Genomic DNA, 23,084 nt, shown 5'->3' with positions numbered 1-23,084 from the left:
CTCAGCCGCTTGATTTCTTTCGGGAGCCGGCAGCCTTTGCTGAGCTATTCAGCCCTGCGGCGGCGCGAATAAGTGCCTTCAACGCCTCCTCGTCGATCTCGTCGCCCTCATGGAAATCGATGGCGCGCCTGGTATTGCCTTCGAGGCTGGAGTTGAAAAGGCCCGAAGGGTCTTGCAGTGAGGCGCCCTTGGCGAAGGTCAGCTTTACCGCGCTCTTGTAAGTCTCGCCGGTGCAGATGATGCCGGAACGCTCCCACACCGGAACCCCGCGCCACTTCCACTCCTCGACCACCTCCGGCTCGGCCTGCTTGATGAGTGCTCGAACCCGGGCGAGCATCTCGCCGCGCCAATCGCGCAGTTCGTCGATCCTCGCGTCAATCAGCTGAGAGGGAGAGACTCCCTCTTTTCGTTCCCCGGAATCGCTCTTCTTCATGATTGCGTCGCTTTCTTCGTGGTTGTTCGTTGCCCACCTGGGGTGCCTATGACCTTACATCCGTTCGCCAGGCAATTGGCTGGCCTGCTCCACCCAGGCGAGGAGTTGGTCTTCGTCGAATGTGTCATTCTCCCGGATGTCGAGGTAGCGCACTTCCTTCTGCTTGGATTCCCCGGGCGGGACAGGATGCAGCGACGTGCCGCGGAAGAAGGCCACCTTGACGTATTTCGTGAAGCAATGAACGCTGAGGAACCAGCCCTGCCCTTCAATGCCATAGAGAGGCGAGTTCCATTTCACGGCCTTGTACACACCGGGCACGGTGCGCGTGATCAGCGCATCGAGGCGGTGCCCGACGTTGCTTTTCCAGCCCGGCATGGCGGCGATATAGGCCTGCACCGGAGCGTCGCCGTAACCCTTGGCGATCTGAGGGTTGCCGCCCGAGAGAAGGGTTGGCTCCCCGGTGGCCGGCATAGCGGCTGCCTTCTTGGTCATCTTCGCTTCGGTCTTGGACGTCTTGCCGGCCATCGCCTTCACTCCTATCCGCCGTTGCGTCCCGCTCCGCGCCACCTGGTGGCATATGGCAGGACGAACAAGTAGAGACCGGTGAGCAAGAGCAAGATGAGCGGCAACAGTGCCAAGAGGCCCACCCAGACGGACGATTTCTCCTGCTGCATGGCGATGATATTGATGATGACTGCCACCGTAAAGCCAATGGATAGCCATCGGTGGATCTGCCGAAACCAGTTGCTCCAATTCAATGGCAACCCCTCCTCAAAGATGAGCCTGGATGATGGGCTGCCTGCGGGGGCGCCCCTCACTCTGTCCGCGCCAGCACCTCCTCCAGCTTTTCGAAGAACTGCGGCCAGCCGCTCCTGGCGCCGCCATAGGCCTGCCGCTGATCCCGCCCGAAGCCCGATTGCTCCATGCGCAGATGCGTACCCGCGCCCGTCGGCGTGAGCGTCCAGGTGACGACGGTTTCGAGGCCATAGGCGCCCCAGCTATATGCGAGCGTCCTGTTCGGTTCGACCTCCAGAACCCGGCAGTCGACCGAGCCCCAATCGGCATTGAAGTTGAAACGATGGTCGACGACCGGTTTGAAGTCGCTCTTCATCAGCCACTCCTCAATCAGATGCGGCTGGGTGAGCGCCCGCCAGATCTTGTCCGTGGGAAAAGGCATCTCCCGTTCGATGATGACGGAACGTGTTTCGGTCGATATATCGGTCATTGATCCATCCTCTTCAGCAAATCCTCAAGGGCGTCGAAGCGGCTTTGCCAGAAGCCGGCCATCTCGCTTGTCCAGTCGATCAGCGGTGCCAGCGCACCGAGCTGCGCGCTATAATGCGTCTGCCGACCTTCGTGGCGGTCGCGCACCAATCCGGCCTGCTTCAGAATTCCGAGATGTTTTGAGACGACGGGTTGCGAAACCCCTGCCCGAGCCGTCAGAGCCCCGACCGTCTTTTCTCCTTCGCGGCACAGCCGTTCGAAAAGCGCCCTCCGGGTCGGATCGGCGAGCGTTCTGAAGAGCATGTCCTGAGCGTTCGACATCTACAATCAATACCTCGTTGGCTATGGATTAACCTATAGCCACGGAGGTATGGGTAAGTCAAGCCGGAAGCAAATGACCTGAGCAAGCTATCATTGGCGATTTTGGCGAACGCAGTGGCGCACCTCGGCAGAGACGAATAAGTGTCTCATACCCAGGCGCCTATGCATTTTCGTACTGATCAGGCATGCTCGCGCCGACACGCCTCGCCTATGCCGAGGTCGTGCAACTTTGCGACCAGGGCTGGGATCAACGGCCGCCGTCGGTGCCGAGGATCGCCGCAAGCAGCCGGCCTTCGAGCTCGGCAAGGTCGGGGTTGCCGTGCCGGCGCGGATGCGGATAGGGAATGGGAAGATCGAGCGCGATCCGCCCCTCGTCGAGCACGATGACGCGATCGGCGAGATGCACCGCTTCGCTGACATCGTGGGTGACGAGTACAGTGGTGAAACCGAGTTCGCGCCACACGCGATTGATGAGTTCCTGCATGCTGATCCGCGTCAGCGCATCGAGCGCGCCGAGCGGTTCGTCGAGCGCCAGCACGCCCGGCCGGCTCACCAGCGCCCGTGCCAGCGCCACACGCTGCCGCTGACCGCCGGAGAGCCGCGCCGGCCATTCGCCGGCTTTCTCGCCAAGCTGAACTTCAGCAAGCACGGCCTCGGCCGCCTTCAGCGCCGCCCGCCTGTCGATGCCGTCACCGAGCCCGACCGCCACATTGTCGGCGACGCTGAGCCAGGGCAGCAACCGCGGCTCCTGGAAAACGATACGCGCATTCGGGCTCGCCTGCGCGCCGTCGGCATCTTCGAAATGCAATTCGCCGGCACTCGGCTCGTCGAGCCCCATCAGGATGCGCAGCAACGTGCTCTTGCCGCAGCCGCTCTTGCCGATCACGGCAACGAACTGGCCGGCCGGAATATGCAGGTTGATGCCGCGCAGCACGCGGTTGGCCCCAAAACTCTTTTCAAGCCCCGTCAGGCTGATCGCCGCTGCCCCCGCGGGCGCAATGCGCTCCGCCGTAGGTGCATAGGCTGGCTCAGCGGCGGCGGCGTGAAAACGCTCATGTGCGATCGATGTCATGGCGTCTCTCCTATTTCTGATAGGCCGGGTTCCAGCTGAGCAACCGCTTCTCCAGCGCCCGGGCGATGACATCGGCAAGCTTGCCGAGCACGGCATAGATGACGAGGGCCAGCACGACGACATCCGTCATCATGAATTCGCGGGCTTCGTTGGCCATGTGACCGATGCCTGACGATGCGGCGATCGATTCCGATACGATCAGCGTCAGCCACATGATGCCGAGCGCATATCTGAGGCCGACGAAGATCGACGGCAGTGCGCCCGGAAAGATAACCTTGCGGAACAGCGTCCAGTTGCCCATGCCATAGACCCTGCCCATCTCGATCAGGTCGCGGTCGACATTGCGCACCCCGTGATAGGTGTTGAGATAAACGGGGAAGAGCACGCCGAGCGAGGTCAGAAACAGCTTCGATTCCTCGCCGATCCCGAACCACAGGATGATGAGTGGAATCATCGCCAGATGCGGAATGGTGCGCAGCATCTGCAACGTCGTATCGGTCAGCTGCTCGGAAATGCGCGATACACCATTGGCGATGCCGAGCAGGAAACCGATCGAGCCGCCGACGAGAAGGCCGGCAAAGGCGCGGCCGGCACTGACCAGCACGTCATGCGGCAACTGGCCGGAAACCGTCGTCGACCAGAAGGCGAGGCCGACATCGGCCGGCGACGGCATGATACGCGACGAGATCCAACCGACAGAGGAGGCAAGCTGCCAGAACGCCACGATCCCCACCGGCACCAGGTAAGGCGTGAGCTTCTCCAGGCTGGGCAGCGGCAGGCGTAAACCCGTCTTCCCAACCTTTTCGGAAGCGGCCGTCCTTACGAACGGAGTATCGAAAGTCGACATGCATTGTCCTCGCGCTTATCGAAAGCAGGATGCCGCAAGCCGTAAGCGGCTTGCGGCGGCGTCACGCTCTGCGTCTTCGTCGAGCTCAGGAACCGGAGACGACTTTGAGATTGCCGCCATGGCTACCGCCGGCGAAGACCTGTTTACGGCCGAACTCATTGTTGAAGCCTAGGCGCTGCCGCTCGCGGGTGATGCCGAGTTCGGGGAAAAGCAGCTCGGCGACGCGATAGGCCTCTTCCAGATGCGGATAGCCGGAGCCGATCACCGTATCGATGCCGATCTCCTGATATTCGCGAAGGCGCGCGGCCACCGTCTTCGGTGAACCCACAAGCGCGGTGCCCGCACCGGCGCGCACCAGGCCGACGCCGGCCCAGAGGTTCGGCGAGACCTCGAGCTTGTCGCGGCGACCGCCGTGAAGGGCGGCCATGCGCTTCTGGCCGACCGAGTCGGATTCGTGGACGAAGCGCTCCTGCGCCTCGCGGATCGTATCGTCGTCGAGATGGCGGATCAGCCGTTCGGCCGCCTCCCATGCCTCTTCATCGGTTTCGCGCACGATGAAATGCAGGCGGATGCCGAAGCTTACCTCGCGGCCGCGCTCGCCGGCGGCCTTGCGCACCTTGGCGACCTTTTCGGCAACCTGTGCCGGCGGCTCGCCCCAGGTCAGATATTTGTCGACGCGGCCGACGGAGAAATCGATGCCGGCATCCGACGAACCGCCGAAATAAAGCGGCGGGCGCGGATTCTGTACCGAGGGAAAGCCGAGGCGCGCATTGGTCGCCTTGATGTATTTGCCGTCGAAGCTCGCAGTACCCTTGTCCAGCAGTTCCTCGAAGACGGTGAAAAACTCCTCGGCATGGGCATAGCGCTCGTCATGCTCGAGATGGATGCCATCGCCGGCAAGCTCCGCCGGGCTGCCGCCGACGACGATGTTGAGCAGCAGCCGGCCGTTGGAGATGCGGTCGAGCGTCGTCGCAAGACGCGCGTAATACGCAGGCGATGCCGTACCGGGGCGGATCGCCACCAGGAACTGCAGCTTCTCGGTTTTGGCGGCAAGGGCCGCCGCCGTCACGAAGGATTCCTCGCAGGCAACCCCGGTCGGCAGCAGCACGCCGGAATAGCCGAGCCGGTCGACGGCCTGGGCGATCTGCGTGAGATAGCCGATCTCAGGCGCGCGGTTGAGCTCGGAGGAGCCGAGATAGGTGCCGTCGCCCGATGTCGGGATGAACCAGAGGAAGTTGATGGGATTTGAGGTGATGGTCATGGAAGGCGTCCTTTGCTGCGAATTCGAAAATCAACTCACGCGGTCGAGATGGCTCGCTGAAAGCGGCGATACGCAAACCGTCCGCCTGCGCAGCACCGCTGTCGCGCCGGCGCTTGCGAGAATCGCGGTGGCGGCGGAGGCTGCCAGAAGGCTGGGTGTCTGCCTGTGCATGAGCATCTGAAATATCCTTCGATCAAATGGCGGCTGGCCGGTGCCTTCCGGTCCACTGTCGATCGCCAGGATACTGGCATAGACCACCAATTAGATCGACAATATCAATTGCTATTGTAATCGGCTTTGGAGAATATTTTTCCGGCTCAGCGGCATGAAGGGTCTCTTCATGCCGCTGAGCGGAAATCTCAGCCTCTGCGAAAAGTCAGCTCGCCTTGGGACGCCAGACAATATCGCCTGTCACGAGCTTCTTCGGCAGGATGCCCAGCCCGTAAAACTCGTCGGCAAGTGCCTGCTGATAGGCAGCGGCGGCATCGGTGATTGTCGAGACGCTGCCGAGATCGGCGCCCTTGCGCGTCAATGTCACCTGCGTCACCTCAACCGGCACACCGGTGATCTCGGAAAGCTCTTTCACCGTCGCATCGAGATTGCTTTGTGCCGACTTGCCGACCTTGGCGAGTTCGTCGATCACGTCGACGATCACCTGCCCGTTGGCGTCGGTGAAATCACGGTTGGCGAGGAAGAAGCTGTAGGAGTCGACGATGCCTTCGACAGTCGTCAGGATGCGTGTCTCCGGATCGGCTTGGGCAATCGCCAGATAGGGATCCCAGATCGACCATGCGTCGATGCTGCCATTCTTAAAGGCGGCGGCGGCATCGGGTGGCGAAAGGTCCAGCTGCTCGACGTCCTCGGGCTTCAGGCCGGCCTTGCGCAGAACCTTGACGGTCACATTGTGCGCGCTGGAGCCGCGCTTGAAAGCAACCTTTTTACCCTTGAGGTCGTCGAGCGTCTTGATTGGCGAATCCTTGCGCACGAGGATGGCCGAGGCTGCCGGGCTGCCCTTGTAGAGACCGACATAATAGAGCTGCCCGCCGGCCGCCTGGGCAAAGAGGGGCGGCACATCGCCGGTCGCGCCGAAATCGAGAGCGCCGGCGCCCAAAGCTTCGAGAAGCGGCGGACCGGATGTGAATTCCGACCAGCTGACGGTAATGCCTCGATCGGCAAACCGCTTCTCAAGTGCGCTGCGACGCTTGGCAAGCGCAAGCACGCCGTTCTTCTGCCAGCCGATACGGAATTCGCTGGCGGCAGCGCGTGCCGGCCTGATAGCCGGCAGGATTGCCGTGGCCGCGGCTGCTGCGAAAAGCCCGAGCGTTTGTCGACGTGAAATCATGACTATCCCCTTTTTGAATGGCGCCAAACCTGGTTTCGGCTGGTCGAACCCGTTCGCTATGGGCTCCATGATGATTAAATCTATAATCTGTATCGACAATTATATTTGCAACATTCGGCCCTTGCTGAAATTTTGCGGCCCGGAAATCGCCTTAAAGCGAAATTTTTTCGCGTGCTTTTGCCGATCACTCCCGACCTTCGGCGGAGAGCCGCTCTCGGATGCGGCCAGCCTCATATGTGCCAATCGGAAGAGAAGTCCGTCTTCCGGGTCTTTTCTGCTCCCGCCGTTTCGGTTAATCCTCGGGCCTGCGCTTGACGAAAAGGATAGGACATATGGCTAAAGTCGCATTCATCGGTCTCGGCGTCATGGGTTTTCCCATGGCCGGTCATCTGAAGAGGAAGGGCGGCCACGATGTTACCGTCTACAACAGGACGCCCGAAAAAGCCGCCGCCTGGGCCGAGAAATTCTCCGGCAAGTCCGCCCCCACCCCGGCCGAGGCCGCCGCCGGGGCCGACTTCGTCTTCGTCTGCGTCGGCAATGACGAAGATCTCCGATCGGTGACATCCGGCAAGGACGGCGCCCTGCACGGCATGAAGCCGGGTTCGGTGTTGATCGACAACACCACCGCCAGCGCCGAGGTCGCTCGCGAACTTTATGCCGCGGCAAAGGAAAAAGGCGTCGATTTCATCGACGCTCCCGTCTCCGGCGGCCAGGCCGGCGCCGAAAACGGCATCCTCACCGTTATGTGCGGCGGTGACGAGGCCGTCTTCGAACGCGCCAGGCCCGTCATCGACGCCTATGCCCGCATGGTCGGTCTGATGGGACCGGCAGGTTCGGGCCAGTTGACCAAGATGGTCAACCAGATCTGCATCGCCGGCCTCGTGCAGGGACTTGCCGAAGCGCTGCATTTCGGCAAGCGCGCCGGTCTCGATATCGAAAAGGTCGTCGAGGTGATCTCCAAGGGGGCGGCCGGCTCCTGGCAGATGGAAAACCGGCACAAGACTATGAACGCCGGCAAATATGATTTCGGCTTCGCGGTCGATTGGATGCGCAAGGATCTCGGCATCGTGCTCACCGAAGCTCGCCGCAACGGCGCCAAGCTGCCGGTCACCGCCGTCGTCGACCAGTTCTACGGCGACGTCCAGGCGATGGGCGGCAATCGCTGGGACACATCCTCGTTGCTCGCCCGCCTCGAAAAATGATCACGTCAGCCTCCGACGCAGCCGAACTGATCGCCCATCTCGAAACCCTGCGTTCGGAGGAAAATATCGCCGGCATGGCGCGCTTCGGCATTGTCACGAACCGTGCCCTCGGCATCCCCAATCCCGATCTCAAGGCGATCGCCAGGCAAGCGAAGAAGGATCACGCCAGGGCAAGGCAGCTCTGGAGTAGCGATATCCGCGAAGTCCGCCTGCTCGCCCTCTTTACAGCCGAGCCGAAGCGGCTGACGGCGGACGATGCGCGAAATTGGGGCAACGATTTTAACTCCTGGGAGATCGTCGATTGCGCCGCCGATCTCTTCGTCGAGGCCCGGCTCGACGAACTCGTGTCAGAATTCGCCGCCGATGAGCGCGAATTTGTCAGGCGCACTGCCTTCGCCATGATATCAGGCGCCGCCGTCCATCGGAAGAAGGAGCCCGACGCCACCATCCTCGCCTGGATGCCGCTGATCGAAGCCCATTCCGGCGACCCGCGAAACTTCGTGCGCAAGGCGGTCAATTGGGCACTGCGCAGTATCGGCAAGCGCAATCTCGCCTGCCATACACCAGCGCTCGCACTCGCAAGCGCCCTGGCGGAAAGCGCTGATAAAACCACCCGATGGATTGGCAAGGATGCCGCCAGGGAACTGGCCAACGAAAAGCTGCTGGCCCGGCTGAGATAAGGCGGACGCCTGCTCCAGTGCCGAAACCCCTCGCCTCTTCGTCAATGATGTCTGGATTTTTCGACCAGGAAATCGATCAGCACTCGGACCGCCGGCGGCATGCCCTTGGCGGTCGTAAAGACGATATAGAACTGGCTCTCCTCCGATTGCCACTCCGGCAGCACCCGCACCAGCTTGCCGGCCTGGAGGTCCGCCTCGCAGGCACTTTCGAGCAGAAGCCCGAAGCCGAGGCCAGCACGGGCCGCGTCGAGGATGGCGGTCATACTGCGGCAGGTGAGCCGCGGCTGATGCCGGATCACCTGCTTGGCATCATTCGGGCCGATCAGTTCCCAGGTGTGGAACGACACCCATGACGTCATTGCCAGCGTCGGCAGGTCGGCGAGCTCGTCCACGCAATTCAAGCCGCCGGTGCGCTCGACGAGCGAGGGACTCGCGACGAGGATACGCCTGATGCGGTCGAGCTTGCGCATTGTCAGGCTCGTCTGCGTCTCCGGCTCATTGGTTGCCCTCACCTCGAGGTCGATGCGTTCGTTGATCAGGTCGGCGCGCCGGTCGGAGCCGATGATCTGCAATTTGATCTTCGGATAACGCTCCAGGAATTCAGGCAGGATTCCGCCGACCGAAATGTCGACGAGACCGAGCGGACAAGCCATCCGGACCACGCCTTGCGGGTCGGACTGAGCTTCGCTGACGATCGATTTGGCGCGGTCGGCCTCCTGCAGGATGGTCTGGCATCTTTCGTAGAAAGCTTGACCGATCTCCGTCACCCGGAAGTGACGAGTCGAGCGTTCTATCAGCCTTGCGCCAAGCCCGTCTTCCAGCCGGCTGACCCGCCTGCTCAGCTTCGAACGCGGTATCTTGAGATCGCGACTTGCAGAAGCAAAACCACCGCTGGAGACGACAGCGGCGAAATAATAGTAATCATTGAGATCGTCCATAAGAACAAGCTATCCGAGCAAAGGAATGAATGCCAGCCCCCTGCAAGGGTTGTATCGCCTCTCCCCAAAAGCTGTAATCACATTGTCGGCATTGGATTTTCTTTTCGCGACCTGTTGCGGCAAGCCAGCCGACGGCGAAGACGAGAAGCAGCTCAATAGCTCCCGTCCCGCACGATGATGTTATCGATCGATCCAGCGCGCTTGAAAATTGAAAAAGGGAGTTCAACGAGAAACGGGATTGCCAAGAAGCCGACGTGCAATACGCAAACCTGCCGCTTCCACCACTTGAAAGGCTATCCGGAAAGACTGCCTTGAAGACTGCGCGTTAAAAACGCTGCAAGGACGGCCCGGCAGGGAAGACCGGACCCGTCCCCGTAGCTGATCGGAGGTCACTCGGATCAGAAACTGATTTGAAGTGCCCCCGGCCCGAAAACCGGGGGCATCCACTAAGTGGATTAGAACGAACGCTGCAGGCGGAAGTAGCCCGAAGTGGAGTCGTCGCCGTTGTCCGGGTCGAGGTACTGAACCGAAGCCTTGGCGTAGAAGTTGTCGACGATCTGGTAATCGACCGTCAGACCGACCTTCCAAGCGTCGTCATTGCTGAAGTCGTCGCCAGCAGCATAGTAGTCGCCGTAGTACTGAACACCAGGGGTGATCTTGAGCTTGTCGGTTGCCTTGATAGCGTATTCGGCAGCGACAGCCCATTCAGCTGCGGAGTAGTAGGAGTTCGGGCCGGAAGAGTATACGGCAGCGAGGCCGAGCGTACCGGGACCGATGTCAACCGTACCCATTGCACGGACAGCGCCGTCTTCGTTGTCGAAGTCCCAGCCGCCGGTGACCTGGTAGCTGAAGGCACCTGCAGTGCCGCCAACGCCGAAGGCAACGCCTACGTTGTTCGGGCCTTCGCCGCTCTTGTAGAAGCCGTCTTCCAGTTCGTCGACGCTGATACCAGCGTAGAAGGTGCCGCTTTCGTACTGATAGCGGAGAGAGTTGTGCAGCGTTACGATCGAGCCGATGTCGTCGGTTTCACCCGAGAGACCATCGTCCCACCAGCTGTAGAACAGACCAGCGCGGAAGCCCGCGATGTCGAGATAAGCGGAGTCGAGGATGGCATCCTGGTCGGTGGCATTGTCAGCATTGAACTGCATGACGATGACGCCGGTCAGCGGACCGTACTCGGTGTCGCTCTTGGCGGTGAACTGAACCTGACCGCGGGTCTTGGCATCCCAATCCGAGTCGTTGCTGGCCGAGCCATTGAGGGGCTGATCACCAACGTCGACCTGGAAACGGATGTAGCCTTCGATCTTGAGGCAGGTTTCGGTGCCCGGGATGTAGAAGTAGCCGGTGCCGTAAGCGTCGCAGACGCGAACATATTCAACCGGTTCCGGCTCAGCAGCAACAATAGCGTCAGCTGCAAGAACCGGCGTCGATGCAGCAAATGCTGCTGCTGATGCAAGCAAAACCATTCTGATGTTCATTTACCAATCCATTCCTTTGTCGATCGGGGCTGGCTTCCAATCGGGTAGTCGATTTGAAGCCGGCCCAGTTTGAACAGCCATCTCGGCGTGCGGATCGATCGAACCGCCCAACCGTCATCCCATACACCGCCTTATCAAGCAATTCTGGATACACGTGAGATAGGGCTACCGAAGCTACTTTCCCCGTAGGCGTGATTTTTATACAACAATTTCAATTATTTATGCGAAAAACACACCAAGCGGCTCCGCGACGGAAATCTTCCATCGCAAGCCGCAAACGCTATGCCCCATTTGTCAAATTCTCCACCGCTCGACCCCCGTCGAACACAATGGTGAAGTGCATAAACTCTACCGCCGGCTACTCAACACATACAAGGCAGCGGCGTAGAACATGGTGTCCTGAATTCGATACCAATGAGACGAAATGATGACAGAGCGCTCACCGGTTGCGGTCAACATAGCCTCGTATTCGTTACCAGGCTATTTATTTTTGAGAATTTGGCGCGATTCAAGCGTTTTTTCGCTATTTCTAGGGCCTTTCTGCAGGTGCGACCACATTCTGCCTGCCTCCACGCTCGCTAGATCGGCGCTCAAATGTGGCTGAACTGCCCCCAACAGCTCAATCCTGGCGCGATTATGCGTGCGGCCTCGCGCATTGCGGGGTGCGGCGCAGGCCGCACGCCGGTTTCAGTCCTCGTTGGATTTGGCATTCTCCAGAATCATGTAGTCGAGCGGCAGCTGCGTCGAATACTTGATCTGCTCCATCGCAAAGGCGGAAGAGACGTCGCGAATCTCGATCTTGGCGATCATCCGCTTGTAGAAAGCGTCATAGGCGGCGATATCGGGTACGACGACTCGCAGGAGATAGTCGACATCCCCGCTCATCCGGTAGAATTCGACCACTTCGGGAAATTCAGCAACAACCTCGGAAAAGCGTCGCAGCCATTCGATCGAATGTGTGGCCGTGCGAATCGACACGAAGACGGTGACTTTGGTGTTGACCTTCTCCGGATCAAGGATGGCGACTCGCCGCTTGATGACGCCGTCTTCCTCCATCTTCTGGATGCGCCGCCAGCATGGCGTCGTCGAAAGCCCGACTTTCTTTGCGAGATCGGCGACTGCAAGGGTCGAATCTTCTTGCAGCAGACGCAGTATTTTGCGGTCGAGGCGGTCCATGCGCACAACAGTCCTTTCGAATTATTTTTCTTTGTATAACGCGATTCCGCGCAACGAAAAGAATTTTGTTTCAGGAAAGCAGTATTTTCGTCCGTGCTCGCAAGACCGGGAGCAGTTCGCTCTCAAACCAGGGATTGCGCTTCAGCCAGCCGCTGTTGCGCCAACTCGGATGCGGCAGCGGCAGCACCGCCGGCGACCTGCCAGACAGAAGGCCGTCGCGCCATGCCCGCACCGTCTCGGTCATACTGCCCCGCCTTTCGTCAGCCATATGCCAGGCCTGCGCATATTGGCCGATGACCAGCACCAGTTCGATCTGCGGCATCGCCGCAATCACCCTTTGCCGCCAGAACGGCGCACATTCGCGGCGCGGCGGTAAATCCGCGCCCTTCTCGTCATAACCAGGAAAACAGAAGCCCATCGGCACGATGGCGAATCGGTCGCGGTCGTAGAAGCTTGCCCTGTCAACGCCGAGCCAGGACCGCAACCGGTCGCCCGAGGCATCGTCAAACGGCAGTCCACTCTCATGCACCCGGACCCCCGGCGCTTGCCCGGCGATCAGGATGCGTGCCCTCGAGGAGATCACGGCCACCGGCCGCGGCTCGTGCGGCAGTCGATATTCAGGACCTTTCGCCGGCCTATCGCGACAGATGCGGCAGGAGGCGATCTCGCTCCGCAGCGTCTCCAGCGTGGCTTCGTCGGTCATGGCACTTACTCCCACCCGGCGATCTGCCGGATGAAACTGAGGGCGCCGTCGAAAGCGGGCTTCTGGCGCGTGTGATCGCGCACATCACGCGGCCGCTCGAAAGCCCCGGCCCAGAGACCCGCCTTGGCTGCCCTCGCCTCGGCCTCCTCCTTGCCATACCTGCCATAGGCGATGGCCATGCCCCGGCGCACCATGGCGGCGTTGATATCGCCGCCCGCCCCGCTCCGGCAGATGACAAGCAGCCTGTCGTAGCGGTCGCGCCGGCTGCCCTGGCAAAGCGTTCCCGATGCCAAGACCAAGGCCTGCAGCGCCTCGCGCGCCGCCCGCCCACAGGCCCAGGCCCTCCCTGCCCGTTCGCAGCTCTGGTTAAGCTCCGGTGCATCGATGCCTTCGAGGCGCAAACGCTCGTCTCCCAATGTCAGGCTGTCGCCGTCGGCAGCATGAAAAGCACCGGCACGCTCGATTTGTGCTGCATCGTTGAGCTTGGCGGCAATCAGTGCCAAGAGCGCCAGCAGGGCAAAAGCGATCACGCCGTCGCGAATCAGGCGCAGGCTCCGTGTCACGCTTTCGCCTCCTTAAAAAACAAATCCTTGGCAAAGATGGCAAACATCTTCTTAAGAATTGCCGGTTAAGCTCTTATCCACCCTGGGATGAAGTTTCAACGTGCACATGAGTACCGGCGTCAGCACATCGACCGACAAGATTATTGTCGACAGGTCGCGCAGCCACCGCAACAAGGCCGTTTCGAAGGCCGTGCGGCAGACGCGCGAACGTCTTCAGTCCGGTCATGCGTCCAATTCCTCCTTCGACCGTGACGTGCTCAAGATGTATGTGGCGTCGATGCTGCAGGGCGCGACGATCATGCCGCTCTTCGTCGTCATCGTCACCGCGCTTGGCGTCTACTTCACACAGAACACGCAATTGCTCTTCTGGGCACTGCTGACGCTGACCTGTCACACCGGCAATATCCTGCTTGCGCGGCGCGCGCGCCGGCAGGAAATCACCCCCGAGAGCGCCCGCAAATGGCGCCGCCTGCTGCTCGCCGGCCAGTTCCTGCTCGGCTGCTGCTGGGCCATCTTCGCGCTGCAGGGCTGCGACACCTGTGAGCCGTCGAGCTTCATTCTTTATAAGGGTGCGACGCTGCTGATCGCGCTCTCCGTCACGGCGATGTCGAACTTCATGCTGACGCCCGCCGTGCTCGCCGCCTTCTCGCCGGCGGTCCTGGCGCTCGCCGCCAAGAGCGGCCTGTCGCGCGACCTGCTCGAAATCAGCCTGACGGGGGTCTTCACCACCACCCTCGTCTTCTTCAACTATATCAGCGACCGGCTCTTCAAGTCGAACCTCAGGATCCTCTCCTACCAGTCGGAGAAGGACGACCTGATCGCCGAGCTCGAGGTGGCGAAATCGATGTCGGACGAGGCGCGCCGCCGTGCCGAAGAGGCAAACCTTGCCAAGTCCCGCTTCCTTGCCTCCATGTCACACGAGCTCAGGACGCCGCTCAACGCCATCCTCGGCTTCTCCGAGGTGATGACGGCCGAAGTCATGGGACCGCTCGCCAATCCGACCTACAAGGAATATGCCGGCGACATCCACCGCTCCGGCCAGCATCTGCTCGATCTCATCAACGAGATCCTCGACCTCTCCCGCATCGAGGCCGGCAAATACGAGTTGAGCGAGGAGGCGATCTCGCTTCTCGATATCACCGAAGATTGCATCGGCATGGTCCAGCTGCGCGCCCGCGCCAAGAACATCGCCATTTCGGATCAATTCGAGCGGCAGCTGCCGGCCATCTGGGCAGACGAGAAATCGATGCGCCAGGTGGTGCTCAACCTTCTCTCCAATGCCGTCAAGTTCACGCCGCAGGGCGGCGAAATCCACGTCAAGGTCGGCTGGACGGCCGGCGGCGGACAATACATCTCGATCAAGGACAACGGCCCCGGCATTCCGGAAGAAGAAATCCCCGTCGTGCTATCGGCCTTCGGCCAGGGCTCGATCGCCATCAAGAGCGCCGAACAGGGCACCGGCCTCGGCCTGCCGATCGTGCAGGCGATCCTTGCCAAGCATGACGGACAGTTCTTGCTGAAATCGAAGCTGCGCGAGGGCACCGAGGTCATCGCCATCCTGCCGGCCAAGCGCGTGCTTCAGAGCCTGCCGGCCGTGGAAGAAGCTCAGGCCGTCGCGCGCAAGCGCAAGAGTTTTGCCTGAACGCCTTTCCGAATCAGGTAAATAGCAGGTGCTTGCCGAGCACGAAGCTGAGATAGAGGCAGCAGGCGGCGATCATGCAGGTTACCGCGAAGGAGCCGAGATCCTTGGCATGTTTGCCGACGATCGAAATCTCCGGCGAAATCCGGTCGATCACCTCTTCGACGGCGGTATTCATCGCCTCCATCGAAAACAGCCCGAGAAACAGAAGCACCGCGACGACGATCTCGCCGACACTTGCACCGACGAGCGCCAGCGCCGCGATGGAAAGGACGAAAAAACCAAGTTCCTGGCGGAACGCCGCCTCTTTCAGCACCCGTAGGAAGCCCGCCCAGGAATAGCTGGCCGCGGCGAGGAAATGCCGAAATCCGGTCTCTTTCGTCACCGCAGGCTTGGTCAAGACGCCCTCTCCTCTTGCCGTTGCGTCACAGACCCGGGAAGGCTTGCCGCCTCCCCTTCGATGAGCGAATACGCAAATAGCGAATCCCCCTCGGCGGCGCAAGCGAACGCAGGCGGATCGGCAGTGCCGACCGCGGGATCGGCGGCGCCGACCGCGGCCTCAATGTTTGTTGGTCACCCCTGCCTGGGCGAAGGTCGCCATGCCGGAATGGCAGGCAGCGGCCGCCTTGACGATGCCGGCGGCCAGCGCCGCACCGGTGCCTTCGCCGAGCCGCATGCCAAGCGCCAGAAGCGGCGTCTTGCCGAGCATCTCGATTGCGCGCAAATGTCCGGGCTCGCCGGAGACATGGCCGATCAGGCAATGATCGAGTGCGGACGGATTGGCGGCCTTCAGGATCGCCGCCGCCGCCGTTGCGACATAACCGTCGATCAGCACGGGAATGCGCTCCATGCGGGCGGCGAGGATGGCGCCGGCCATCGCCGCGATCTCGCGGCCGCCGAGCCGGCGCATGATCTCCAGCGGATCGTCGAGATGATCGCTGTGCAGCGCCACCGCCTTTTCCACCGCCGCGATCTTGCGCTTCAGCATCTCGCCTTCCGAACCGGTGCCCGGCCCCACCCAGTCACGCGCCGAGCCGCCGTAGAGCGCATAGTTGATCGCCGCCGCAATCGTCGTATTGCCGATCCCCATCTCGCCGATGCAAAGCAGGTCGGTGCCGCCGGCGATCGCCTCCATGCCGAAGGCCATGGTTGCTGCGCAATCGCGCTCGGAAAGGGCTGCCTCCTCGGTGATGTCGCCGGTGGGATAATCGAGCGCCAGATCGAAGACTTTCAGCCCGAGATCATAGGCGACGCAGATCTGATTGATCGCAGCCCCCCCGGCTGCGAAATTCTCGACCATCTGTTGCGTCACCGCAGGCGGAAAGGGCGTGATGCCCTGCCTGGTGACACCGTGATTGCCGGCAAAGATCGCCACCAGCGGCCGGTTGACGGCAGGTGTGCGGCCTGTCCAGGCGGCAAGCCAGAAGGCGATTTCCTCGAGCCGTCCGAGCGCGCCCGGCGGCTTGGTCAGCTGCGCGTCGCGTTCGCGCGCGGCCACCAGCGCCCGGGCATCCGGCCCCGGCAGGTCGCGGAGCAGGGTACGGAAATCGTCGAACGGCAGGCCTGAAACGCTCATCTGTGCGGTTTTCCTATGAATCCGGTATTCTTGTCTTTTCCACGCAAATCAGCTTCCTTGCGGGTGGCAACTCTCTTAAAGCGGGCGGACGAGGCGAACAACTGCAAAAAGCGCCGCCGCGACCATAAGCCGAAAGCTCTGGCAGAACGAAGCAGAATGAAGATCAAGGACTATGCAGTCGATACCGCCCGCGCCGTCGCCTTCCTCAGCCGCATTCCGATGCCGCAATCGCTGTTCAAAGGCTATGACGGCAGGCTCGGCCGGCTGGTGCGCGCCTTTCCCTTCGCGGGCATCGTCATCGGTGTCGTTCCCGCGCTCTCCCTCCTGCTGCTTTTGGGGCTCAGCGCCGATCCGCTGATGGCGGCCCTGATCGCGCTTTCCATCCAGGTCCTCATCACCGGCGCGCTGCACGAGGACGGCCTGGCCGATACGGCCGATGGCATCGGCGGTGGCAAGAGCCGCGAGCAGAGCCTCGTCATCATGAAGGACAGCCGGATCGGCACCTATGGCGCGATAGCGCTGATCCTCTCCTTCGCGATCCGCGCAGCCGCGCTTGCTGTGATCGCCCGCCATTCCTCGCCACTCGCTGCCGCCCTTGCCATTCCCGCCGTCGCGACGCTGAGCCGCGGCGCCATCGCCTGGCACTGGCAGCGCCTGGCGCCGGCAAAGGCCGATGGCGTAGCCGCCTCGACCGGCCAGCCGGACGAGCCGGCAATGCAGTTTGCGCTCGCCGCAGCCGGCTTCGTCGCGGCACTTCTGATCTGGCCTGCCTTCGGCCTGCGGCCGCTCGTCGCAAGCCTGCTCGCCACCGGCATCGCAGGATTTGCCTTCACCGCTTTCATCCGCCGCAAGCTTGCCGGCCACACCGGCGATACGCTCGGCGCAACGCAGCAGATTTGCGAGATCGCCACTCTTTGCGCCCTTGCCACGGCTCTTTGAAACTCCGATATATCGCTCATGCAAACACCCTGCATTCACCTCTGCTCCCTGGTTTCAGCCACCGGATTTTGCGCCGGCTGCGGCCGGTCTCTTCAAGAAATCGGCAGTTGGACGAGCTATTCCGACACCGAGCGAAGGCGGATCATGGCGCTGCTGCCCGCAAGGCTTGCAGGCGTCGCCGCCGCGTCAAACCACATGAAAACAACTCTCGCCGGGCCGGAGCGGCCTTTATGATCCGTTTGACCGTCTTCCTCGTCGTGATCGGCATCGGCCTTGCCGTGCTGATCCTCAACAATGACAGCGGCCGCATTCTCGGCCTGCAGAGCGATGATTTCGGCCGTGTCGTCTATCTCCTGCCGATCGCGCTGATGCTGTCGGCCGGCATCTGGGCGAGCCGGCGCAGCGTTGGCGAAACGATGCGCCAGATGATGATCTGGCTGGTCATCATCCTGGCGCTCGCCACCGTCTATCTCTATCGCCAGGAAGCGCTCGGCGTCGGCAACCGGCTGCTCGCCGGCCTCGTTCCCGGCCACGCCGTCGTCGTCACGACAAGCGAGGGCGGCCAGGAGATCATCCTGCACAAGCTGCTGAACGGCCATTTCGAAGCCGATGTCGCGGTCAATGGCCAGACGATCGAGATGCTCGTCGATACCGGCTCCAGCATGGTGGCGCTGTCACGTGAAGATGCCGAACGGATCGGCATCGACCTCTCCCGCCTCACCTACTCCATGACCGTCATGACTGCCAACGGCCGTGGCCGCGCAGCACCCGTCACGCTCGACCAGGTAGCGATCGGCCCGATCGTCCGCAACAATGTCGCAGCCAGCGTCTCCGAGGATGGCCGGCTCGACCAGAGCCTGCTCGGCATGAGCTTCCTGGAAACGCTGGGCTCGCTCCAGATGCAGACCGACGAACTCCGCATGCGCGACTAATTGCGGCCCCGTCGCTTTACGGCGGAGACCGGATCTGCCAGCTTGAGCGCAAGAACAACAAGACCACAAAGAGCAAAAAGAAACTCCTAGTCTTGTGGCACCGCATGTTCGACCGGCCCTCGCCCGCGGCGAGGCCTTGACCCATGGGTGCGACAGGAGTTTCGCAATGAATTCACTCTGGCCGATCGTCATCGGCGGCATTCTGCCCGCCTTCTTCTGGGGCATCACCGCCATCTTCCAGAAGCAGAGCGCCACATCAGCCCGGCTCGGCCGTCTATCTGATCGCCTTCGGCGCTGCCTGCGCGCTTGCCGGCCTGATTGCCGCCCTGATCTGGCGCCCGGCCCCCTGGACCGCCCAAGGTCTCGGTTTTGCTGCCACCGCTGGTGCCTGCTTTGCCGTCGGCACCGGCCTCATCGGCTATGCGCTTTTCACTTATGGCGTCCCGGTCTCGAAACTCGCCCCAATCTGGAGCTGCAACGTGCTGGTGACGCTGGCAATCGGCGCCGTCTTTCTCGGCGAAGCCTCCGAACTCGACACAATGAAGCTCGTCGCCGGCACACTCCTCATCATCTCGGGCGCCGTCCTTGTCAGCAACGCCTGATGGGAACTGGCGCAATACGCAGCAACACAAGACGAGCAGGTCGCCGCCCCATGCTCCTGCGTTGCAGCCGGTTCCGCTTTGTTGATATCCTGCGTCACGGCGCCTCCGCGCCATACCGGAGCTCGATATGAACCCACGACAATTGAAGACATTCCTCGCAGTGATCCGGCATGGAAACCTCACGCGCACCGCTGCCGAGGTCAATCTCGCTCAGTCGAGCCTCAGCGACCAGATACAGGCGCTGGAACAGGAGCTGGGCGCGGAGCTCTTCCTCCGCTCCCGACAGGGCGTCGTCCCGACACCGGCAGGCGCGGCCCTCAAGGCCTATGCCGAAGAGATATTGGCGCTGAACGACGAGGCGAAGACCGCCGTCAGCGCGGCAGCCGGCTGCGCCGAACTGTCCCTTACCCTGGGTACGCTCGAAACCATCGCCACCGAAAGGCTGGCGCCCTGGCTGTCACTCTTTCGCAAGAAGAACCCCCGCTTTGGCCTCAAGCTCAAGATCGGTAACAGCGGCGAATTGCTGGCGCAATTGCAGCACGGCTCGATCGATGTCGCCTTCACCTTCGATCGCGGGCAGCAGGATGAACGCTTCTTGACGCGCCGCATCTGCAGCGAACCGCTGGTGCTGATTGCCGGCAGCGATTCGCAAGCCCGACCACCCGCAAGCCTCGCCGCACTGAGCACGGCGTCCTTCGTCGCCACTGAAATCGGCTGCGTCTACCGTCACCTGTTCGAGACCGCTTTTGCCGAGGCGAGCATCGCCACACCACCGATCGTCACCGAGGCAGACAGCATCGCGACGATCATCCGACTCGTTTCATCCGGCACCGGTTACGGCCTTGTGCCGCGCCTTGCACTCGGCCAGGCGGCAACACGGGACGACGTCGTCGAACTGCCATGGCCGGGCAATCCACCTGCCGCTTCGCTGATCATGATGTGGCGCCGCCGGCGTGTCCAGCCGTCGGCGCTTTCTCTCCTGCTGGCATCAGCGTCCGAAAACCTTCAGCCCGTCAAACCAGCCGATGCCCGCCTTCAACGTGCAGGATAGTGCCTGTGGTGAAGCCGTTGCCGATCAGGAAGCGGATCGCGTCGGCAATATCCCCGGGCCTGCCGACACGTCCAGCCGGCAGTCGCGCAGCCATTGCATCAAGCGTTGCCTGCTTGGCATCGCCGGCGACGTAGCTCCAGATCGGCGTATCCACCCATCCCGGCGACACCGCGTTGATCCGGATCGGCGCCAGCTCGATCGCCAGCGCCCTGACCAGGCCTTCCAGCGCTGCATTGACGGCTGCGACCACCGATCCCCGCGCCGCAGGCCGGTAGGCCGCGATACCTGACGTGTAGGTGATCGATCCTGAGGGCGGCAAATGGGCGGCGCCATATTTCGCCAGCAGCAGCGGCCCGTAGAATTTACTCTCGATCACCCTTTGCGCCGCCGCAAGTTCGATCGAAGGCAGCAGCTGATAGGCCCCCTCGATATCGGCCGCCGTGCTGACGATGTGATCGACCGGCCCGCTATTGCGGAACAGCGCCGCGACCTCTTCCTCCCGCGATATATCGACGGCAATCGTCGCCAGTCCAGGATGGTCATCGAGATCGCGGCGGGCCGCCGCAAGCCTATCCTCGCTGCGTCCTGCGATCGTCACCGCCGCCCCTTCCCCGAGCAAACGCCGCGCCAGCGCCAGCCCCATTCCAGAACTGCCGCCAACAATAATGATCTTCGCGCCTTCGATCCTGATATCCGTCATCTGCCGTCTCCTTCTTGGCTGGCGCAGCAGATGCCCCAGGCCGGAGCGGAAGAAAAACGGAAGAAACCGATGACGTCATCGAGTTTTTCCGATGGCTTCTTCAGAAAACGATCAGTTGCGCAGCCGGTAACCGGTCTTGAAAATCCAGGCGAGTGTTCCCAGGCAGATCAGCAGGAACACCGTGATCATCGCTAGGCTGATCGCCGGGTTGACGTCGGCTATCCCGTAGAAACTCCAACGGAAGCCGCTGACGAGATAAAGCACCGGATTGAGGTGGCTGACCGCCTGCCAGAAGGGCGGCAGCATGTTGACCGAATAGAAGCTGCCGCCGAGGAAAGTCAGCGGCGGCACGACCAGCATCGGAATGAGGTTCAGCTGTTCGAAATTGCCGGCCCAGATGCCGATCATGAAGCCGAACAGGCTGAAGGTGACGGCCGTCAAGAGGAAGAACAGGATCATCATGAAGGGATGCTCGATCCTGACATCGACGAAGAGATTGGCTGTAAGAAGGATGATGAAGCCGATGAGCATGCCCTTGGTCGCCGCCGCCCCGACATAACCGAGCAGGATCTCCGTCATCGCCACCGGCGCCGAAAGCACCTCGTAGATCGTGCCGGTGAATTTCGGGAAATAGATGCCGAACGAGCCGTTGCTGATGCACTGACCGAGCAGCGTCAGCATGATCAGGCCGGGCGTGATGAAGGCGCCGTAGGACACGCCCTCCACCTCCTGGATACGCGAGCCGACCGCCGCACCGAAGACGATGAAGTAGAGCGATGTCGAGATGACGGGCGAGATGACGCTCTGCAGTAGCGTGCGGCGCGTGCGCGCCATCTCGAAGAAATAGATCGATTTGACCGCTTCGACGTTCATTTGCCCGCTCCCACCAGCGCCACGAAGATATCTTCGAGCGAACTCTGCCGCGTCGACAGATCCTTGAAATGAATATTGTTCTCGCCGAGCCGCGTCAGCAGTGCCGCGATGCTTTCCTGCTCGTTGTCGGTGTCGAAATCATAAGTCAGCCGGTTGCCGTCCGCTTCCAGCGTCAGTCCGTTGCCGGCAAAACAATCCGGCAAGCGGCTCAGCGGTTCGGTCAGATCGAGAATGAGCTGCTTGCGGCCGAGCTTGGCCATCAGCGCCGCCTTGTTCTCGACAAGCAGCAATTGCCCGCCATTGATGACGCCGACGCGGTCGGCGATTTCCTCAGCCTCTTCGATATAGTGCGTGGTCAGAATGATGGTGACGCCGGAGGCCCGAAGCTCTTCGACGACATGCCACATGTCCTTGCGCAGCGTCACGTCGACGCCGGCGGTGGGTTCGTCGAGGAAAAGAATATCCGGCTCATGCGACAGCGCCTTGGCGATCAGCACCCGCCGCTTCATGCCGCCGGAGAGCTGGCGCAGCATATTGTCCTTCTTGTCCCACAGCGAGAGCGCACGCAGCACCTTCTCGATATGGGCGGGATTGGCTTTCTTGCCGTGCAGGCCGCGCGAAAAGCTGACGGTATTGAACACCGTTTCGAATTGGTCGGTGGTCAGTTCCTGCGGCACCAGACCGATCATCCCCCGCGTGGCGCGAAAATCCTTCACGACGTCGTGGCCGGCGACCAATACTTGGCCGCCGCTCGGATTGGCGATGCCGCAGATGATCGAGATCAGCGTTGTCTTGCCCGCGCCGTTCGGCCCGAGCAGCGCCAGGATCTCGCCCTTTTCGACGTCGAGGTTGATGCCTTTCAGGGCCTCGAACCCGTTGGCGTAGGTCTTGGTGAGGTTCTGAACAGAAATGATGGGGGCCATGCGGAACTCTTGAGAATTATCCAAGTATTTTGCTCGCTATATAGTCCCTTGATGACGCTTTAACATCCTTGGGAACGTGAACAGTGCATTCGCGCCTTGCTAACACCGTTGACCGCCAACGGGACGGCCCGCTGACGCGGAAGGCCCGCTGACGCGGGCGGGTTAGCCGGCATTGGATCTTTGCGAAAAGCCGCCCTTCCGCTGAAAAGAAAGACCGCCGCCGGTTTCGGATGTCATCATCCGGTGATGTTAATGCCCGATAAGAAAGCCGAGGCCAGCACCGGCATCCGCCCCGCCGCCCACCCCTTTGCGGAGCCGTCTCCGGGTGTTCTCGTTGCGCCCCTTTTTTGCTGCCTCGGCATGTAGTGAAAGTTATTGTTCAGTCACGAAGTGCTTGGAACCGGCCAGTATCCCCTGTCCAGCCGCGTTCGTCTTAGCCGGCCTTGCGCCGGCTTTCTTTTTGTATGCCGTGGCGGAGTGCACGGATGGAGACCTGCAGCGGAGTGGCCGCCCTCGCCCTTCGAGGCCCCTGCGGGGCACCTCAGAGTATGTGAAGCTTTCGAATCTAATGCGTTTCAGGCCGTTGGTTGGCCGATGCCATCGCGCGTC

General features: G+C 61.6%; 27 protein-coding genes and 1 pseudogene. 8 read left to right on the top strand and 20 right to left on the bottom strand.

The window, feature by feature from the left end; genetic code table 11:
* Position 1 precedes the first annotated feature (1 nt).
* The 10 genes from CO667_RS16940 to CO667_RS16895 form a co-directional block, all read right to left on the bottom strand.
* Positions 2 to 433, bottom strand: coding sequence for a DUF1801 domain-containing protein (locus CO667_RS16940; RefSeq protein WP_097619469.1), 432 nt, complete (start codon positions 431 to 433; stop codon positions 2 to 4).
* A 54-nt stretch (positions 434 to 487) separates the two neighbouring features.
* Complete coding sequence (locus tag CO667_RS16935) at positions 488 to 958, bottom strand: DUF1801 domain-containing protein (protein ID WP_097619642.1); 471 nt, start codon at positions 956 to 958, stop codon at positions 488 to 490.
* An 11-nt stretch (positions 959 to 969) separates the two neighbouring features.
* Positions 970 to 1,191 carry a hypothetical protein gene (locus tag CO667_RS16930; protein WP_097619641.1) on the bottom strand — a complete coding sequence of 74 codons (222 nt, stop codon included), beginning with the start codon at positions 1,189 to 1,191 and terminating at the stop codon, positions 970 to 972.
* A gap of 56 nt (positions 1,192 to 1,247) precedes the next feature.
* On the bottom strand, positions 1,248 to 1,658 hold the full coding sequence (locus CO667_RS16925; protein ID WP_097619468.1) for an SRPBCC domain-containing protein: 411 nt from the start codon (positions 1,656 to 1,658) through the stop codon (positions 1,248 to 1,250).
* Positions 1,655 to 1,978: a metalloregulator ArsR/SmtB family transcription factor gene (locus CO667_RS16920; protein WP_097619467.1), complete on the bottom strand. Its 324-nt coding sequence runs from the start codon at positions 1,976 to 1,978 to the stop codon at positions 1,655 to 1,657. The genes CO667_RS16925 and CO667_RS16920 overlap by 4 nt, the downstream gene beginning before the upstream one ends.
* 247 nt (positions 1,979 to 2,225) lie before the next feature.
* Positions 2,226 to 3,050: an ATP-binding cassette domain-containing protein gene (locus CO667_RS16915; RefSeq protein ID WP_097619466.1), complete on the bottom strand. Its 825-nt coding sequence runs from the start codon at positions 3,048 to 3,050 to the stop codon at positions 2,226 to 2,228.
* A gap of 10 nt (positions 3,051 to 3,060) precedes the next feature.
* Positions 3,061 to 3,897 carry an aliphatic sulfonate ABC transporter permease SsuC gene (ssuC, locus tag CO667_RS16910; RefSeq protein ID WP_097619465.1) on the bottom strand — a complete coding sequence of 279 codons (837 nt, stop codon included), beginning with the start codon at positions 3,895 to 3,897 and terminating at the stop codon, positions 3,061 to 3,063.
* An 85-nt stretch (positions 3,898 to 3,982) separates the two neighbouring features.
* Positions 3,983 to 5,158 (bottom strand): FMNH2-dependent alkanesulfonate monooxygenase, encoded by a 1,176-nt coding sequence (gene ssuD, locus CO667_RS16905; protein WP_097619464.1) that lies wholly within the window; start codon positions 5,156 to 5,158, stop codon positions 3,983 to 3,985.
* A 30-nt stretch (positions 5,159 to 5,188) separates the two neighbouring features.
* Positions 5,189 to 5,335, bottom strand: coding sequence for a hypothetical protein (locus tag CO667_RS35635; RefSeq protein ID WP_210421745.1), 147 nt, complete (start codon positions 5,333 to 5,335; stop codon positions 5,189 to 5,191).
* Between the two features lie 199 nt (positions 5,336 to 5,534).
* Positions 5,535 to 6,500: an aliphatic sulfonate ABC transporter substrate-binding protein gene (locus tag CO667_RS16895; protein WP_097619462.1), complete on the bottom strand. Its 966-nt coding sequence runs from the start codon at positions 6,498 to 6,500 to the stop codon at positions 5,535 to 5,537.
* A 332-nt stretch (positions 6,501 to 6,832) separates the two neighbouring features.
* Here CO667_RS16895 and CO667_RS16885 point away from each other — a divergent pair, with 332 nt between their 5' ends.
* A complete protein-coding gene (locus CO667_RS16885) occupies positions 6,833 to 7,702 on the top strand; it encodes an NAD(P)-dependent oxidoreductase (protein WP_097619460.1) in 870 nt (289 codons plus the stop codon).
* Positions 7,699 to 8,382 carry a DNA alkylation repair protein gene (locus CO667_RS16880; protein WP_097619459.1) on the top strand — a complete coding sequence of 228 codons (684 nt, stop codon included), beginning with the start codon at positions 7,699 to 7,701 and terminating at the stop codon, positions 8,380 to 8,382. Before CO667_RS16885 ends, CO667_RS16880 begins: the two co-directional genes overlap by 4 nt.
* Positions 8,383 to 8,423: 41 nt before the next feature.
* On the opposite strand, the gene CO667_RS16875 is transcribed toward CO667_RS16880, so the two are convergent.
* The 5 genes from CO667_RS16875 to CO667_RS16850 all read right to left on the bottom strand — a co-directional run bounded on the left by CO667_RS16875 (position 8,424) and on the right by CO667_RS16850 (position 13,240).
* Positions 8,424 to 9,320 (bottom strand): LysR substrate-binding domain-containing protein, encoded by an 897-nt coding sequence (locus tag CO667_RS16875; protein ID WP_097619458.1) that lies wholly within the window; start codon positions 9,318 to 9,320, stop codon positions 8,424 to 8,426.
* Positions 9,321 to 9,775: 455 nt separating this feature from the next.
* Positions 9,776 to 10,798, bottom strand: coding sequence for a porin (locus CO667_RS16870; protein WP_097619457.1), 1,023 nt, complete (start codon positions 10,796 to 10,798; stop codon positions 9,776 to 9,778).
* Positions 10,799 to 11,485: 687 nt separating this feature from the next.
* Complete coding sequence (locus CO667_RS16860) at positions 11,486 to 11,974, bottom strand: Lrp/AsnC family transcriptional regulator (protein ID WP_004678404.1); 489 nt, start codon at positions 11,972 to 11,974, stop codon at positions 11,486 to 11,488.
* Positions 11,975 to 12,044: 70 nt separating this feature from the next.
* Positions 12,045 to 12,677 (bottom strand): uracil-DNA glycosylase family protein, encoded by a 633-nt coding sequence (locus CO667_RS16855; RefSeq protein WP_097619456.1) that lies wholly within the window; start codon positions 12,675 to 12,677, stop codon positions 12,045 to 12,047.
* A 5-nt stretch (positions 12,678 to 12,682) separates the two neighbouring features.
* A complete protein-coding gene (locus tag CO667_RS16850; RefSeq protein WP_097619455.1) occupies positions 12,683 to 13,240 on the bottom strand; it encodes a thermonuclease family protein in 558 nt (185 codons plus the stop codon).
* Between the two features lie 106 nt (positions 13,241 to 13,346).
* Here CO667_RS16850 and CO667_RS16845 point away from each other — a divergent pair, with 106 nt between their 5' ends.
* Positions 13,347 to 14,882, top strand: coding sequence for a HAMP domain-containing sensor histidine kinase (locus tag CO667_RS16845; protein ID WP_097619454.1), 1,536 nt, complete (start codon positions 13,347 to 13,349; stop codon positions 14,880 to 14,882).
* A 13-nt stretch (positions 14,883 to 14,895) separates the two neighbouring features.
* Here the strand turns inward: CO667_RS16845 and CO667_RS16840 are convergent, their stop codons facing one another.
* Positions 14,896 to 15,279, bottom strand: a complete 384-nt coding sequence (locus CO667_RS16840) for a diacylglycerol kinase (RefSeq protein WP_097619453.1) — start codon at positions 15,277 to 15,279, stop codon at positions 14,896 to 14,898.
* A gap of 159 nt (positions 15,280 to 15,438) precedes the next feature.
* Entirely contained in the window at positions 15,439 to 16,455 is a 1,017-nt protein-coding gene (gene cobT / locus CO667_RS16835) for a nicotinate-nucleotide--dimethylbenzimidazole phosphoribosyltransferase (RefSeq protein ID WP_097619452.1), read from the bottom strand.
* Between the two features lie 156 nt (positions 16,456 to 16,611).
* Between cobT and CO667_RS16830 the strand changes: the two genes are divergently transcribed.
* From CO667_RS16830 to CO667_RS16810, 5 genes and pseudogenes are all read left to right on the top strand, one after another.
* On the top strand, positions 16,612 to 17,394 hold the full coding sequence (locus CO667_RS16830; RefSeq protein ID WP_097619451.1) for an adenosylcobinamide-GDP ribazoletransferase: 783 nt from the start codon (positions 16,612 to 16,614) through the stop codon (positions 17,392 to 17,394).
* A gap of 18 nt (positions 17,395 to 17,412) precedes the next feature.
* Positions 17,413 to 17,628, top strand: coding sequence for a DUF1289 domain-containing protein (locus CO667_RS16825; protein WP_097619450.1), 216 nt, complete (start codon positions 17,413 to 17,415; stop codon positions 17,626 to 17,628).
* Entirely contained in the window at positions 17,625 to 18,326 is a 702-nt protein-coding gene (locus CO667_RS16820) for a TIGR02281 family clan AA aspartic protease (RefSeq protein WP_097619449.1), read from the top strand. Before CO667_RS16825 ends, CO667_RS16820 begins: the two co-directional genes overlap by 4 nt.
* 166 nt (positions 18,327 to 18,492) lie before the next feature.
* A pseudogene (locus tag CO667_RS16815) lies at positions 18,493 to 18,928 on the top strand (EamA family transporter).
* Positions 18,929 to 19,055: 127 nt separating this feature from the next.
* The gene (locus CO667_RS16810; protein WP_097619448.1) at positions 19,056 to 19,979 is read left to right on the top strand and encodes a LysR family transcriptional regulator; all 924 of its coding nucleotides are present in this window, start codon (positions 19,056 to 19,058) and stop codon (positions 19,977 to 19,979) included.
* Here the strand turns inward: CO667_RS16810 and CO667_RS16805 are convergent.
* The 3 genes from CO667_RS16805 to CO667_RS16795 form a co-directional block, all read right to left on the bottom strand.
* The gene (locus CO667_RS16805) at positions 19,942 to 20,679 is read right to left on the bottom strand and encodes an SDR family oxidoreductase (protein WP_097619447.1); all 738 of its coding nucleotides are present in this window, start codon (positions 20,677 to 20,679) and stop codon (positions 19,942 to 19,944) included. The genes CO667_RS16810 and CO667_RS16805 overlap by 38 nt on opposite strands.
* A 111-nt stretch (positions 20,680 to 20,790) precedes the next feature.
* The gene (locus CO667_RS16800; RefSeq protein ID WP_097619446.1) at positions 20,791 to 21,552 is read right to left on the bottom strand and encodes an ABC transporter permease; all 762 of its coding nucleotides are present in this window, start codon (positions 21,550 to 21,552) and stop codon (positions 20,791 to 20,793) included.
* Positions 21,549 to 22,475, bottom strand: coding sequence for an ABC transporter ATP-binding protein (locus CO667_RS16795; RefSeq protein WP_097619445.1), 927 nt, complete (start codon positions 22,473 to 22,475; stop codon positions 21,549 to 21,551). Before CO667_RS16795 ends, CO667_RS16800 begins: the two co-directional genes overlap by 4 nt.
* Positions 22,476 to 23,084 lie beyond the last annotated feature (609 nt).

It is taken from the genome of Rhizobium sp. L43 (genome assembly GCF_002531725.1).
Classification (GTDB): domain Bacteria; phylum Pseudomonadota; class Alphaproteobacteria; order Rhizobiales; family Rhizobiaceae; genus Rhizobium.
The sequence above is the reverse complement of the archived record's forward strand: the minus strand, read 5'-3'. Positions and strand labels throughout refer to the sequence as shown.

Coding starts and splice junctions, on each gene's coding strand:
- CO667_RS16940 (WP_097619469.1), bottom strand. CDS start 433: ATGAAGAAGAGCGATTCCGGGGAACGAAAAGAGGGAGTCTCTCCCTCT.
- CO667_RS16935 (WP_097619642.1), bottom strand. CDS start 958: ATGGCCGGCAAGACGTCCAAGACCGAAGCGAAGATGACCAAGAAGGCA.
- CO667_RS16925 (WP_097619468.1), bottom strand. CDS start 1,658: ATGACCGATATATCGACCGAAACACGTTCCGTCATCATCGAACGGGAG.
- CO667_RS16920 (WP_097619467.1), bottom strand. CDS start 1,978: ATGTCGAACGCTCAGGACATGCTCTTCAGAACGCTCGCCGATCCGACC.
- CO667_RS16915 (WP_097619466.1), bottom strand. CDS start 3,050: ATGACATCGATCGCACATGAGCGTTTTCACGCCGCCGCCGCTGAGCCA.
- ssuC (WP_097619465.1), bottom strand. CDS start 3,897: ATGTCGACTTTCGATACTCCGTTCGTAAGGACGGCCGCTTCCGAAAAG.
- ssuD (WP_097619464.1), bottom strand. CDS start 5,158: ATGACCATCACCTCAAATCCCATCAACTTCCTCTGGTTCATCCCGACA.
- CO667_RS35635 (WP_210421745.1), bottom strand. CDS start 5,335: ATGCTCATGCACAGGCAGACACCCAGCCTTCTGGCAGCCTCCGCCGCC.
- CO667_RS16895 (WP_097619462.1), bottom strand. CDS start 6,500: ATGATTTCACGTCGACAAACGCTCGGGCTTTTCGCAGCAGCCGCGGCC.
- CO667_RS16885 (WP_097619460.1), top strand. CDS start 6,833: ATGGCTAAAGTCGCATTCATCGGTCTCGGCGTCATGGGTTTTCCCATG.
- CO667_RS16880 (WP_097619459.1), top strand. CDS start 7,699: ATGATCACGTCAGCCTCCGACGCAGCCGAACTGATCGCCCATCTCGAA.
- CO667_RS16875 (WP_097619458.1), bottom strand. CDS start 9,320: ATGGACGATCTCAATGATTACTATTATTTCGCCGCTGTCGTCTCCAGC.
- CO667_RS16870 (WP_097619457.1), bottom strand. CDS start 10,798: ATGAACATCAGAATGGTTTTGCTTGCATCAGCAGCAGCATTTGCTGCA.
- CO667_RS16860 (WP_004678404.1), bottom strand. CDS start 11,974: ATGGACCGCCTCGACCGCAAAATACTGCGTCTGCTGCAAGAAGATTCG.
- CO667_RS16855 (WP_097619456.1), bottom strand. CDS start 12,677: ATGACCGACGAAGCCACGCTGGAGACGCTGCGGAGCGAGATCGCCTCC.
- CO667_RS16845 (WP_097619454.1), top strand. CDS start 13,347: ATGAGTACCGGCGTCAGCACATCGACCGACAAGATTATTGTCGACAGG.
- cobT (WP_097619452.1), bottom strand. CDS start 16,455: ATGAGCGTTTCAGGCCTGCCGTTCGACGATTTCCGTACCCTGCTCCGC.
- CO667_RS16830 (WP_097619451.1), top strand. CDS start 16,612: ATGAAGATCAAGGACTATGCAGTCGATACCGCCCGCGCCGTCGCCTTC.
- CO667_RS16825 (WP_097619450.1), top strand. CDS start 17,413: ATGCAAACACCCTGCATTCACCTCTGCTCCCTGGTTTCAGCCACCGGA.
- CO667_RS16820 (WP_097619449.1), top strand. CDS start 17,625: ATGATCCGTTTGACCGTCTTCCTCGTCGTGATCGGCATCGGCCTTGCC.
- CO667_RS16810 (WP_097619448.1), top strand. CDS start 19,056: ATGAACCCACGACAATTGAAGACATTCCTCGCAGTGATCCGGCATGGA.
- CO667_RS16805 (WP_097619447.1), bottom strand. CDS start 20,679: ATGACGGATATCAGGATCGAAGGCGCGAAGATCATTATTGTTGGCGGC.
- CO667_RS16800 (WP_097619446.1), bottom strand. CDS start 21,552: ATGAACGTCGAAGCGGTCAAATCGATCTATTTCTTCGAGATGGCGCGC.
- CO667_RS16795 (WP_097619445.1), bottom strand. CDS start 22,475: ATGGCCCCCATCATTTCTGTTCAGAACCTCACCAAGACCTACGCCAAC.